The organism is Eggerthella hominis, from assembly GCF_014287365.1.
Classification (GTDB): Bacteria; Actinomycetota; Coriobacteriia; order Coriobacteriales; family Eggerthellaceae; genus Eggerthella; species Eggerthella guodeyinii.
Genome location: NZ_JACOOA010000002.1, coordinates 137,899 through 151,556, shown reverse-complemented (window position 1 = coordinate 151,556; position 13,658 = coordinate 137,899). Strand labels below are relative to the sequence as shown.

Sequence of the window (13,658 nt, the reverse complement as noted above, 5' to 3'; positions counted from 1 at the left end):
ACCCAAATTTCGAGTCCCGGTTTTCCCGGCTATAATCTAGAGAATACTCGCCTTTTTGTCCATGATGTTTTAAGTTATATAAAAATTTGAGGCGATTCATGCGGGTCGCCCGCCAACGCAACGTCCCGCCCCCCCCAGGGGGAGCGGGACGTGCGGGTTGATGCTGCGCGCTTACGCGACGCCCAAAGCGTGCTTGGCGGCGATGCGGGCGAAGGTGGCGGTGCGGCCCGCGTTGATGCCCGTGAAGTTGCTGGGATAGTTGTGAGGATAGAATCCACCCTGGTCATTTCCGCATACGTACAGGCCGTCGATGACGCTGCCGTCCTTGCGCAGCGGCTGCGAATCGGCGTTCGTGATCACCCCGTGGATGGTGACCAGCAGCTCGCCGGCGATGCGTGCGGCGTAGAAGGGCGGCTCGTCGACGGCGCTCAGGCGGTAGGCCGGCTTGCCGAAGTCGATGTCCTCGCCCGCGGCGACCAGCTCGTTGTAGCGCTCGATGGTGGCCTTGAACGCGGCGGTCTGGTCGGCGTCGAACCGCATGGCCTTCGCCAGCTCGTCGAGCGTGTCGCACTTCTTGAGCGCGCCGCTCTCAATGCGCGGCTCGAGCCAGAACGAGTCGAGGTGCTCCTTCGTGATGGCCTCGCAATCGTACACGTCGGCGTTGAACGCGGTGCCCGACGGCGCGGGGAACAGACGCGAGCATCCGCCCGTGTCGAACTGCTCGATGTCCTCCCAATAGCTGCCGTCCCACACGATCCACGAGAAGTGGCCGGGCTGGTTCGCGCCGCCGGCGTAGCTCATGGGGTAGCACTGGTCCTCGTTCATGAAGCGCTCGCCGTTGGCGTTCACGTGGAGGAACGGCTGGCTGCCGGGCAGGAAGATGTCGCCGCCCTGGTACGAGCCGTCGAACTCGGTGTCGTCGAACATGATGCCGCGGTTCCAGATCATGCAGGCGCCGCCGGCCTCGAGCTCGGCGCCGGCCCACAGCGCCATGCGGATGCCGTCGCCCTCCTCGGTGACGCTGTCGCGCAGCACGCACCAGTTGGAGTTGCCCGGGCACAGGTCTTGCAGCATCTCGTCGTTCGCGCCGTAGCCGCCCGTGCATACGATGACGCCGTTCTTCGCGTTGATCTGGATGGTTCCCTTGTCCTTCGACTCGGCGATGACGCCGGTCACCTTCCCCGACTCGTCCTGCACGAGCATCATCGCGGGCGTCATGAACATGACTTCGCCGCCCAGCTCGCCCAGCACTTCGTTCATCACTTCGAGGTGCGCGTACGCGCCGTAGTTCGGGCCGTCGGGGTTGTACTCGCCCATGCAGGGGTTGTAGCACATGGCCGGGTAGTAGGCGTGCGGGTCGTCGGGCTTGTGCCACTCGAACGGGAACAGCATGCCCTTGGGCTCGAGCGTCTCCTTCATCCATTCGATCATCTCGCCGGACCGCTCGGCCCAGGTCTTGTACAGCAGCATGTTGGCGTCGCCCGCCTGGATCTGGTTCGCGTGGTTCAGCAGCGTGGGGACGTCTTCGCGGTGGTCGGGCTCGAGCGCGGAGTTGAGCGCGCCGATGGCCTCGCGCGCCGAGGCGATGTTGCCGCCCTTCTCCAGCACGATGACCTTCGCGCCGTTCTGCGCGGCCGTGGTGGCGGCCACGAGCCCGCCGTTGCCGGCGCCGACCACCACGAGGTCGGCCTCCAGCGTCTCGGCGATGTCGGCGGGCATCGCCGGTTTGTCGCGCCAGCTGCCCTGCGCGGCGGCGTCGGCCTTGCCGCTCGCGCCGCCCTCCGCCTGCGCCTGCGGCGCGCATCCGGCGAGCGCCCCCGCTGCGGCGAGCGCTCCGGTTGCGGTGAGCCCCGCCAAGAAGTTGCGGCGGCTGATGGTGTGTTCTCCCATGGTTCCCTCCTCGTTCGTGCGGTTTCAACGGGATGCATGCTACGCGCCAGCCGCAGCCGCGTCATCGCGCGGAACCGGGTATATCCGGCCGTGTCCTGGCGAAACGCCGAAGATACCCGAAAACGGGGGAGAAGGGGAAATGCGGTTAGGGGGCAGAGTGCCTACGGGCTCACGCGTTGTTGTCGCCTGAAGAGACGTGCAAATCTATCTCGTCCATAAGGTCTTGCTGGGTATGCACGTCCAACTTTCGATAAATGCTCTTGATGTGGGTCTTTGCGGTGTCGGGTGAGATGCAAAGCGTTTTCGCAACGTACGAGGCATTGCGTCCGCGTGCGAGAATGGTGAGAACTTCCTGTTCGCGTGGGGATAGGTTGCCCTGCCTCGACAGCTCGGCGCAAGCCACGGGCACGCCGTCGTCTACCTCCAGTGCCGTGCCATCGGCGATGAGCCATTGGCGTAGCGACGAGCGCGAGCTGCCGAAGAGAAGCAGAACCACGGCGAAGAAGGCGAGCACAAGGGAAAGGATGACCAGCATGCCGTTGTTCTGAAGCGGATTCTCTCCGAGCATGCCGGCGATGACGATGCCGGCCAGTTGGGATGCCTGCATGGTGAGGTAGCCGATCGTGTACACGCGTACGATCGACATGCCCGTACGCCAAGCAAGATCGCCCCAGTACACCACCATGAAAAAGTAGAATAACGAGAATCCGATGCTGTTGACGAAAAAGGAAAGCCACGGCGAGGTCGCATTCGACATAATGAGGAGCAATCCTGCTACGACGAAGACGAGCGAAGTCGAATATATCTGTGCGGAGGAGACTTTCTTTCCAAGTGCATAAGAAAAAACGAAGGTTGCGACGCCCGCTACGAGGCTCGAATAGGTGCCTGCGCTGCCGATGCTCGCTTCGTTTCCGATGAGTCCTATGATGGCTGCTTTGGAAACCCCGTACGAGAATCCGACCAGCATCGGCAGCGCGAGCAGCGATGCGGTGAACTTTACCGACCGCGAAGAATGCCGGGGCTTCTCGGGCAGATCGGCAAGACGTTTGGTTCCTCGAAAAGCCAAGGGGGCAAGCGGCAGCGCCGAAGCGATGAGCAAAATCGAGAGAACGAGTGTGTCGGCATTCTGCACGAGCAGTACGATCACGCTTGACGAAATGAGCGAGTAGCCCATAGACGCAAGCCCCGCTTTAAGCGTCATCCGCGAGTACATCTGTCCCCAGGCGATTTTCAAAAGACCGATGGCAATGCCTCCCAACCCGGCTCCTGCCACGTGGCAGAGAGAACTGCCTGCGAGGACTCCCGCGGATATGAAAAGCGATCCTAGTACGGCGAGCGCTTCGGCTATGCCCAAGTAGGCACGAGAGTCGATGGCGGTTTTGATACGGCTCGAAAACGCCAACACGGAGGCGAGTCCGATGACGCAAGCTGCCAACGTTATGCCATTTGCGTAGCCGAACACCGAAGGCAAGCTGCGTATCCCGCTATTCTGGAACGAAAGGATTCCTGCAAGGCAAGACCAAACCCATATGCAGGCAAAGCTCGTCCAGCGCTGCCATCCCTCGAACAGCTCGTTCTGAGCGATTTCGACCCAAGGTCGATCAGTTTGAGATTCCATGCGTGCTCCCCTTCGCATCGTCATGCAGTCAGCATACCGTGAACACGCGTGCATAAGCGAATCGATCATCTTTTGCATGGAGGTATGCCGTTCGCATGCGAAGCTCGGTCGTGCTGTCCGAGCTTCGCATGCTGGGGGAGGGGTACTGTTCTTTGGGTGGCTAAGCCCAGGCTTGTGCAGCTGCTGCGTTCTCGCCGGCGATGTGTCCGAGTACCAGTCCTCCCGTCAAGGAGGTTCCCGATCCGGGGTAATACGTGCCGTACCAACCGCCTGAATTCATGCCGCCCGCGTACAGATGGGGAATGATGTCTCCGTTCCCGTCGATGACCTCGCAGTTCGTGTTGATCTTGAGGCCGCCCAGGCTCCCTAAGTTTGCGGAAATGTTCTGGTGGGCATAATAGGGAGGCTTGTCGAGAGGGATCAGCTGCGTGACGCGGTGAAGCTCGACGTCCTCGCCGGTTTCTGCGATGGTTTTGTTCCAAACGTCGAATGTCGAGACGAGCATGGCGCTGGGTACGTCGATCTTTTCGGCCAGCTCCTCAAGCGTGTCCGCCTCGAGCAGCGTGCCGTCGGCCACGGCAGACGCGGGATCGGCCGCCCAAGGCCCGACGCCCTGCTCGACCATATTCTGATCCATGATCATCCACGTGGGCTTTCCGAACTGCATTTCATTTTGGAAGATGGCCCGGTATTGGTAAGCGTACGTGGCGTCTTCGCAAACGAAGCGTCGTCCGGAACCGTTCACGATAAGGCAGGGCATCTGCGGAGCCGTGTTGTCGGTAGCCTGGCCGGTGGCCATATCATAATCGATGGTGCCGCCGCAGGTGGCCAGGGCGGCGTTCACCTCAAGGCCCATGCGTATACCGTCGCCCTGCGCCAGTTCGGATATATACGACGCCTGCGTGGTAAGATCCCAGTATTGCTGGGCGTTGAATGCGAAGGCCAATTGCTCGTTGCGATCCATGCCGCCGAGCGCCATAACGACGCCCCGGGCGGCTTTGACGTTGATGGACTTGCCGCCGTCTTCGATCTGCACGCCCACGACTCCCTTGTCAGGGTCGTAGATGAGATGCTGGGCTTTGCACTTGAAGTTGAATTGGGCCCCGAGGCGCTCCGCTTCGGCGAACTCGGTATCGGTGAGCACTCCTCCTTGACCGCCTGCGCCGCCTCCTTCGTAGACGTGGATGCGGTCGGCATGGAGGCCTTCCGTCACGTAGGGTACATGGCAGTTGCCGTACACGCGCTTCCAGGTAAGACCGATGCTCTCAAGCCAGTCGATCAATTCTGGCGCCCGGGAGCACATTGTTTTCGTCAGCTCTTCGTCCGCACGGCCCTCGGCTTGCTCGATGTAGCATTGTGCGTGCTTTTCGGGCGTATCGTCTTTGAAGTCGGTAAACTCCTTTTGAGCTTTGGTGCCCGCAGCTTGAATGACTCCGCCGGATAGCGCGGTGGTTCCTCCTGCTTTGGCATCGGCATCGTACACGAGCACCGACGCTCCTGCCTGTGCCGCAGCGCAAGCTGCCGAGAGGCCCGTGCCGCCTGCACCGAGGATGACGACGTCTGCTTCGGCATCCCAGGTGTCGGGGATGACGCCGCTAGCCGATACGGCCTGAGCGCTGTCGTTCGCTTGGCTTTGCGGCGCGCATCCTGCAAGGCCGAAGCCTGCCATGGCCGCTCCTGCGACGACGGATCCCCTCAAAAAGTTTCTGCGCGATAACGTTCCCATTGTTCCCTCCTTTGTGTTCGCGCTGGCGTCCAGCGCGGTGCCGGGCTTCGAGCTTCGCGTCCCTTGCGCGAAGCTCGAAGCGATCATGTTCCCTGCTTTGCCGTCGCGCATCCCCGCGAGAAGGGGAAAAGCGAAATCTCGGCTACCCTTTTGCGGGTGAGCGCTTCCGACGTGGGGATTCTGCGCGTTGTCGATCCGCGTGGGAGCGAGTACGGCGGCGGCCGTCATCGTCCGAGTTGCGGGACGGACGCAACTTCGCGAGCAATGCGGTGCTATTATTGCGGACAAGACGACGCGAAATCTGTCGAGCCGAGTTGGCCGGCGAAAAAGGAGTGCTTCATGGAGCGGACGGACGAGCGGTACGGGCAGTACGTGGCCATCCTCGAAGAGGAGCTCGTCGCCGCGATGGGGTGCACCGAGCCGATCGCCATCGCGTTGGCGGCCGCGCGGGCGCGCGAGCTGTTGGGAACGCGGCCCGTCCGCGTGGAGGTGGCGGCCAGCGGCAGTATCATCAAGAACGCGAAGAGCGTGGTGGTGCCCCATACGGGCGGGCTCAAGGGGATCGAAGCCGCCGCGGCGGCGGGCATCGTGGCGGGGCGCGCCGAGCGCAGCCTCGAAGTGATCGCCGACGTGTCGCCGACCGACATCGAAGAGGTCGCCGCGTACCTGGATCGCACGCCCATCACGGTGGAGCGCGCCGACACGGGGCTCGACTTCGACATCGTCGTGCGCGTGTTCGCCGACGCTCAAGACGCTCCCGCACGCAGCGCGCTCGTGCGCATCGCCGACTTCCATACGAACATCGTGCGCGAGGAGCGCGACGGCGCCGTGCTGCGCGACGGCGCGCCTGCGTCCGAGGGCGGCGCGGCCGAGGGGATGACCGACCGCGGCGTGCTGTCGATGGAGGGCATCTGGGACTTCGCCATGACCGCGGAGTTGGACGACGTGCGCGATCTGCTCGACCGGCAGATCGCCTGCAACGATGCCATCGCGCGCGAGGGGCTGGCCGGCGATTGGGGCGCGAACATCGGCAGCGTCATGCTGGGCGCCTACGGCGACGACGTGAAGTCGCGCGCGTGCGCATGCGCCGCGGCGGCATCCGACGCGCGCATGAGCGGCTGCGAGCTGCCCGTGGTCATCAACTCCGGCAGCGGCAACCAGGGCATCACCGTGTCGGTGCCGCTCATCGTGTACGCGCGTCACCTGGGCTCCACCGACGAGCAGCTTCACCGCGCGCTCGTGCTGTCGAACCTCGTGGCCATTCACCAGAAGACGGGCATCGGGCGGCTGTCGGCGTTCTGCGGCGCGGTGTGCGCGGGCGCGGCGGCGGGCGCCGGCATCGCGTACCTCGACGGCGGCGGCTACGACGAGGCGTGCCATGCCGTGGTGAACGCGCTGTCCATCGTGGCGGGCATGGTGTGCGACGGCGCGAAGCCCTCGTGCGCCGGCAAGATCGCCTTCTCGGTGAACGCCGGCATCCTCGGCTACGTCATGTACCGCGACGGCCAGCAGTTCTACGGCGGCGACGGCATCGTGAAGAAGGGCGTGGAGAACACCATCGACAGCATCGCCCGCCTCGGCCGCGACGGCATGCGCGCCACCAACGACGAGATCATCCGCATCATGCTGGGAGCGTAGGGGCCGCTACTCGCCCTCCTGCGCCAGGTCGATGAGCTCCTGCTGGGAGTGGATGCCCATCTTCTCGTAGATGTGGCGTATGTGCGTGGCTACGGTGTTCTTCGACAGAATGAGCGTGTCGCGGATGTACGGACGGCTTCGCCCCTGTGCCAGCATGAGGAATATCTCGGTCTCGCGGTTCGAGAGCCCGTAGCGCCGTGCGACGGCAATGCGCCGCGCGGCGATGACGTCGTCGGCGTCGGTTTCGTTGCCGCATCCGAGAACCGCGGGGGTCGCGTCTCCCGTGCGCTCGGGAGGGTCCGACGGTTCTGCCCACACGACATCGCGCCGCGGCACCAGCAGCGTGACGACGGTGAACGCGCCGACAAGCAGCAAGCAGAATACGGCGGGGCTGCACGCGCCGCTTTCGATGAGGCTGCGTGCGGCGGGTTGCGCGACGTAGCCTGCGAACACGCCTGCGTATGCGGCGCATTCCCCGATGCCCATGAAGAACGTGGACGTGCGCCCGGTCTTCTGCGCAAGCCGGATGAAGTAGAGCACCATGATGATCTCGATGCCGGTGAACACCGCGTTCATGAGGGCGCGCGCCGCGATGGTCGCCGCCGGGGTGCCGAGCGCCGTGACGATGACGGCGAACACGAACGGCACCGATATCCAGCGGAACAGCGCTTCGAAGTTTATGTGCCGAGAAAACAGCACGATGCCGGCGGCAAGGGCCAGCGCGAACAGCATGCCGAGGATGGTGGCGCCGGTGTCGGCGCGGGCCGAGACGTCGGCGAGCGAAACGGATGGCAGGAGGCATCCAAGGCCGTATACGGCGAAAATCACGAGGAACATGCGCGCGATGTTTCCGGCTTTCACCGTGCCCGGAGCCCTGCGTTCCCCGACGTTCTCCCGAGGTATCGCTCCCAGGTCGAGTGCGCGTTTGGAGAGCAGCAGCAGTGCTCCGGATGCGAGCGGCAGCAAGGTGACGATGCCGACGGCGACGCCTCCCTGAAAGCTCGGCACCACGATCGCGCAGAACAGCGTGGCGACGAACGAGGCGGGCACCACGGTCTCGACGATGCCCGTTTCGGTGCGTGCGAACAGGCAGGTCCACAGCAGGATGAGGATGACGGGGCCGACGCCCGTTCCCACGCCCGCGACCACATAGGCTGCAGCCTGAACGGAGCCGGACAGGAGCGGATGCGCAATGGCGCACAAGGTGCCGATCGCGGTCAGCAGGGGGCCGACCACGTACAGCGATCGGAACGTCGCCAGTTCTCGCGAGCGCCCGATGAGGCTCCCTACGATGCACGCGAGGGGCGTGATGGCCGCCGAAAGCATCCATGAGGCGTCGGTTTGCAGCGCCGCGCCGTCGAACGGCAAGAACAAAGGAATGTCCCATAGGCATGTGCTCCATGCGTAGATCAGCCCGAATCCCAGCATGCGCAAAGGAAACGCGGGCTCCAGGCTCGCGGCTATGCGGTCGATCCCGCGCGGTTGCGCGGTGCTTCCGGCCATGATGCTCCTCTCGACTACCGGATGACGATACGGGACGATCCGTTGCGCGCCATCACCTCGTTGCAGTGATTTTACCCCCGTTTCCCCTGGAAAGCGCCGAGCACCTCCCTTTGCGGCGATGCGCATGCGCGCGCTTGCCTCTAGCATGCGTTCCGTTGTGGAAAGGCATCATCAGGGAGGAGAACGATATGGGTACATCGATGGATCGCCGTTCGTTTCTGGGCTTAAGCGCGCTCGGCGCGCTTGCCGCGGGGGCGGGGCTCGCCGGATGCGCGCCTCAGCAGGGCAATGCGAGCGCGCCGACGTCCGATGCAGCCGAGGGCGCTTCGCAAGAGCAGGCTTCGGGAGGCATTCCGCGTAAGGAGGGTTCTTCGACCAAGGAATGCGACGTCGTCGTCGTGGGAGCCGGGGCTGCAGGTCTCATGGCGGCCCTCAAGTTAGGCGAGGCGGGCAAGAAGGTGATCGTCGTGGAGAAAGCCCCTTCGGCTTCCATGTCGAACTTCAGCATGTGCGGCGGCCCGGCGGCAAGCGAGACGAAGCTGCAGGAGCAGGAAGGCGAGACCGTCACGCTCGATACGCTGTTCGGTTACATGTACGACTTCTCGCGTACGAGCGTGAACGGCGCTCTGCTGCGCAACTGCGTGGCGGGCACGAGCGACGCCCTCAACTCCATGATCGACTTGGGAATACCGATGTCGCTGTGGCCGGACGTGTACGGTAACGGCTTCCGCGCCCGTCACTATCTGGAAAGCGAGGGGGAGGAGCGCGTGGCTCCGCTCGTGCAGGCCATCGAAGCGGCTGGCGGCGAGTTCCTGTACAGTGCGGGCGGCGAGAAGATCATCATGGAGGACGGTGCGGTGCGCGGACTGCAAACCGACAAGGGAGTCGATGTGCTGGCGCCGAACGTCGTCGTGTGCACGGGCGGCTTCCTCGGCGGCGAGGACATGCAGATGCAGGTGTTCAATACGCCGGTGTTCTCGTTAGGCAATTCGCTGTCCGACGGTGCGGGCATCAACATGGTGCTCGACGCAGGCGGCGCGCTTGACCGCAACTTCGCCATCTTGGGCAACGAGTGCGGGGCCGTGGCTGCGGCGACGCAGGGCAGTCCGTTCACGGAGGACTGGCACAACGTGAACGAGCACTACGGATACTGGCTGTTCGGAGGCTTGTACACCGATACGGCAGGCGAGCGTTTCATCGACGAGAGCCGTATCGCCGAGTTTCCGCTCGCCATCGGCGGCGAGGCGCTCGTGCGCGCCGGCAAGGCGTACGTTGTCATGGATTCGGACTATTACGAAGGGGTGCTGGGCGACGGCATCTTCGCCTACCTCGGCGAGCCTGCGAGCTGGGCGTCGGGTGCCGAGGCCGATTACTACAAGACGACGCCCGAAAACGCCGAGGCCCATCTGCAGCAGGCCATCGACGAAGGTTGGGGATGCAAAGCCGACACGGTGGCCGAGCTGGCCGAGAAGTTCTCGCTCGATGCGCTTGAGGCTACGGTGGAGCGGTACAACGGCTTCTGCGAAGCGGGCGTCGACAGCGATTTCGGCAAGGACGCAGCGTTCCTGAAGCCCGTGAAGACCGCGCCGTTTTACGCTTTCGAATACGTGCCGAGCGCATGGGGTACGAACGGAGGCGTGAAAGTGGACAGCCACCTGCGTGCGATGGATGCGGAGAACAACCCCATCCCCGGTCTGTACGTCGCCGGCGTCGATCAGGGCAGTGCCTATTGCGTGCCCTATTACACCAATCCGGGTGCGTCGGTGGGTTTGGCGCTGGGCTCCGGCGTCTACGTGGCGAAGGAGATAGCGGGCACGAAGTAGGCGCGTTTCCGTCGGCGGTTCTCGTACGTGTTCCGGTTTCCCTCCCTGCCCTCGCCGCGCTGTCGCGCGGCGAGGGTTTACCATGACCTGCTCGCTTCGGTTCGCGTATGGCGTCGTTCGGCTTGTGATACCATGGTTCGCGACGGAACCGAGGGGGGATCGCATGGCTGACGTGCGGAAAGCGGAATACGAGGAGCAGGCGTCTCCTCTGACGGAGCAGTGGCCGTACCTGCGGTTTTTGGGGCTGGGCGCGTGGTGGGCGTGGATTTGGCTCTGCTACAACTCCACGGAGATTGTGCGCATGTTCCCGGCGGGCGACCAGACGTCCAACGTGCTGCAGATGTACCTGTTCTCCACCCTGGGTATCGCGGCGGCGATGTTCTTGGCGGCTTTCGCATGGAAGCGCGTCACGGCGCTCGTGGACAAGCGGGCCGTGGTCGTCGGCTTCGGCGCGTTCGCGGGGCTGTCCACCATCTTGCTGGGATTCTCGGTGGTCATGGGCGCGGGCGTGTTCTTCTTCCTGGCGGCCGTGTTCACGGGAATCGGCACCTCGTTTCTGTGCCTGAAAGTGGGGCGTATCTACGGCAGCGTGTCGCTGGGCGACTCGCTGACGGCGGGCGCCATCTCGCTGGTGTTCGCGTCGCTGCTGTACTTCGTGGGCGTGGGCATCCCGTCCGAGCTGCGGTTGTTCTATTTGGCGGCGCTGCCGTTGATCTCGGCGCTGCTGCTGGTGATGGGTGCGGCCGACCCGTTTCCGTCGGCGATGTCGGGCGCGGGCGAGAATCTCGACCGGCGCTCGCCCGAGCGGCGCGTGTACCGCAAGCTGGTGTGTGCCTCGGCGTTGGTGGCGCTGACGGCGGGCATCGGCAAGGGCGTGTCGAGCGCGCTCGTTCCCACCGAGGTGTTCGCGCGCGAAGGCGCTGTCATCGTGCTGTGCGTGGGCGTGATCGGCGTGCTGATCGCGTACGTGGTGAACCGCGGCGACGCCGTGCGCGGGGCGCGGCAGGTGTACTCGGGGCTCATGGTGCTGGGCGTGGCGATGATGCTGGCCACGTGCTTCGGCTTCGATATCGCGTACCTGAGCGTGGGCAAGGAAAGCCTGTGGCTGGTGTTCTCGTGCTTTATGGCCTACCTGGCGTTTCGCTACGATTTCTCGCCGGTGCGCATCTTCGCCATCGGGCAGGGCGTGTACTTTCTCGCGTCCACGGTGGGCTGGGCGGGCGGCGCAGCCCTGGCTCCGTACTACGGCGACGTGATGGTGCGCATGGGTGTGGGAATCGGGCTGACGTTCATGGTGATCGTCGTGCTGGTGTACGTGTTCCCCGAGATCGACCTCAAGCGCGTCATGGCGTGGTCGGTGGACGGTGATCGCGTCGGGCATGCCGCGACGCAGGGCGCGGGGATGCCCGCGGGCGCGTCTGCCGCAGCTGCGCCGTCGGGCGCGACGGCGCCGGCGGTTGGCATCGGGCGCGCCACCGATGCGCGCTACGGGCTGTCGGCTCGCGAGCTGGAGATCCTCGATCTGTTCGCCCAGGGGCGCAGCGCGAACTGGATCGCCGACAACCTCACCATCTCCAAGAACACCGTGCGCTCCCACCTGCGCGCCATCTACACGAAGCTCGACGTGCACACCCGCCAAGAGCTGCTCGACTTCCTGGGGGACTAGGCGAGCGCGGGGCGCGTCAGGCTTCCCTATGTGCGGAAAAATCGGACTTTTGGCAATCTGGTCCTCTGTCGGGGCTCCCGGTTTTCCGCTGCGGAAAATCCGACCTGGGGTTTCGCCGCTCGAAATCGCGACGGCGCCCCCGCTTCCGACCGATGTCTCGACCGGAAGCGGGGTCGCATAACGCCCGACGAGAGGCGAACGCACGATTATAGGCAGAAAGGAAGATCAAGGCAGGGAAGCGGCGTCGGGGGTTCCGTCCGGTTGGCTGGCTTGCGGCTCGTCGCGCACCACGGCATCGCTCGGCTTCGCGACGATGCGGATGGAGGCGGTGGGGCAGTGCTTGACGCACTCGCCGCAGCGGGTGCATTCGCCCAGCTGCACGTCCGCGTCTTCGGCATGCAGGTTGATGCGCTCGGCGCACACCGACGCGCACACCGTGCACGGCTTGCCCTCGGAAGCGCGCATGCAGGTCGAGGCGTCGATGCGCGGGCGGAACAGGCGTGCGAACTGGCCGAACACGTTGAGCAGCCCGGCGACGGGACACAGGTTCATGCACCATGTACGGTATAGAACCAGCTCGATGGCGAGCGCGGCGGGGAACACGATCACCGACATGGTCACCTGCTTGTCCACGATGAGATGCCACAGCGATCCCACCGTGCCGAACGTCAGCCCGATGGGGCACACGAGGCAGAACAGCGGGATGCCCGCGACGAGCGTCGCGACGAGCACGACGCCGAGCACCCAGGTGCGACGGTCGCGGACGAGGTGGCGCAAGCTTGCGACCAGCCCCTTCGCCTCGTGCGCGGCCGAACATGCGCGAGGCGCGCCAGTGGCGGCACCGGTTTCGGCTGCGGCAATCTCCGCTTTCGGCTCGCGGCGGAAGAACCCGCGGATCCTCGGGGCGGGGCAACCCCAGGCGCACCAGGCGCGGCCGAACAGCAGCGCGAACGCCACCACCACCGCCAGCGAGATCAGGGTGACGGGCACGAGCGCCTTGGATGCCAGCAGCGCCTCGATGCCGCCGAGGGGGCACAGCAGGAAGAACTGCCCGATGCCGAACGACGAGGGGGTGCCGATCCCCGTGTCGAAGGCGAGCGACGCGATGACCGCTGCGAACACCAGGCTCAGCGTCACGACGCGCGCTTTCGTAATGCGATCGCCCTGTTTCATCGCGCATCCTCCCTTTCCCGGAACGTTTTCTCGGTAACCACCTCGATGCCGCGCGCCTTTCCGCCGCTGAAGGACGTGAACACGTTGGCGGGGCAGATCTTGACGCACTCGCCGCAGCCGTTGCACTTCGCCGCGTCCACGACGGGCCGGCGCCCTGCGTCGAAGGAGAGCGCGTCGTAGGGGCACGCGTCCACGCAGATGCCGCAGCTGTCCGTCTCCAGAAACGCCAGGCAGCGGTCCTCGTGCAGGATGGCCGCGCCGATGCGCCCCTGGTCGGGCGCGTACGGGTCCACCTCGCCGATGGCGGCGGTGGGGCACACCTCGCGGCACTTGTCGCAGAACGTGCAGCTGTCGTTGGCGAAGCTGAGCACCGGCGTGCGGGCTTGCAGCAGCCCGCGCTCGATGCCCAGCGGCTCCAACACATCGGTGGGGCACACGCTGATGCAACGCTCGCACTTGATGCAGCGCGCCATGAACTGGTCTTCGGGAAGCGCGCCGGGAGGGCGCAGCACGTCGGCTTCGGCGACGAAGGGCCGCACGCCCGCACCGACCACGACACTCGCGACGAGCGCCGCGCCTCCGATGACGAACGTCCTGCGCGTCGGGTTGTTGGCTGGCATG

General features: G+C 64.8%; 9 protein-coding genes. 3 read left to right on the top strand and 6 right to left on the bottom strand.

All coding sequences use genetic code 11. The annotated features are described in order from the left end of the window. Positions 1-171: 171 nt before the first annotated feature. The 3 genes from H8S61_RS05430 to H8S61_RS05420 form a co-directional block, all read right to left on the bottom strand. Positions 172-1,890, bottom strand: a complete 1,719-nt coding sequence (locus H8S61_RS05430; RefSeq protein WP_186938240.1) for an FAD-dependent oxidoreductase — start codon at positions 1,888-1,890, stop codon at positions 172-174. Between the two features lie 169 nt (positions 1,891-2,059). After that, positions 2,060-3,508, bottom strand: a complete 1,449-nt coding sequence (locus H8S61_RS05425; RefSeq protein ID WP_186938239.1) for a helix-turn-helix transcriptional regulator — start codon at positions 3,506-3,508, stop codon at positions 2,060-2,062. Positions 3,509-3,668: 160 nt separating this feature from the next. Then, positions 3,669-5,321 (bottom strand): FAD-dependent oxidoreductase, encoded by a 1,653-nt coding sequence (locus H8S61_RS05420; protein WP_186938238.1) that lies wholly within the window; start codon positions 5,319-5,321, stop codon positions 3,669-3,671. Between the two features lie 252 nt (positions 5,322-5,573). On the opposite strand from H8S61_RS05420, the gene H8S61_RS05415 reads away from it, so the two are divergent. Continuing rightward, positions 5,574-6,872, top strand: coding sequence for an L-cysteine desulfidase family protein (locus H8S61_RS05415; protein WP_186938237.1), 1,299 nt, complete (start codon positions 5,574-5,576; stop codon positions 6,870-6,872). A gap of 6 nt (positions 6,873-6,878) precedes the next feature. Here H8S61_RS05415 and H8S61_RS05410 read toward each other — a convergent pair whose 3' ends face one another. Then, a complete protein-coding gene (locus H8S61_RS05410) occupies positions 6,879-8,375 on the bottom strand; it encodes a response regulator transcription factor (protein ID WP_186938236.1) in 1,497 nt (498 codons plus the stop codon). 188 nt (positions 8,376-8,563) lie between these two features. Between H8S61_RS05410 and H8S61_RS05405 the strand changes: the two genes are divergently transcribed. Together H8S61_RS05405 and H8S61_RS05400 are read left to right on the top strand one after the other, a co-directional pair. Continuing rightward, positions 8,564-10,198, top strand: coding sequence for an FAD-dependent oxidoreductase (locus tag H8S61_RS05405; RefSeq protein ID WP_186938235.1), 1,635 nt, complete (start codon positions 8,564-8,566; stop codon positions 10,196-10,198). Between the two features lie 163 nt (positions 10,199-10,361). Beyond that, complete coding sequence (locus tag H8S61_RS05400; protein ID WP_186938234.1) at positions 10,362-11,864, top strand: response regulator transcription factor; 1,503 nt, start codon at positions 10,362-10,364, stop codon at positions 11,862-11,864. A 225-nt stretch (positions 11,865-12,089) separates the two neighbouring features. Here H8S61_RS05400 and H8S61_RS05395 read toward each other — a convergent pair whose 3' ends face one another. Both H8S61_RS05395 and H8S61_RS05390 read right to left on the bottom strand, forming a co-directional pair. Then, positions 12,090-13,037, bottom strand: a complete 948-nt coding sequence (locus H8S61_RS05395) for a 4Fe-4S binding protein (RefSeq protein ID WP_160943576.1) — start codon at positions 13,035-13,037, stop codon at positions 12,090-12,092. Continuing rightward, positions 13,034-13,657 (bottom strand): 4Fe-4S dicluster domain-containing protein, encoded by a 624-nt coding sequence (locus tag H8S61_RS05390; protein WP_035584113.1) that lies wholly within the window; start codon positions 13,655-13,657, stop codon positions 13,034-13,036. The genes H8S61_RS05395 and H8S61_RS05390 overlap by 4 nt, the downstream gene beginning before the upstream one ends. Between the last annotated feature and the right edge of the window lies 1 nt (position 13,658).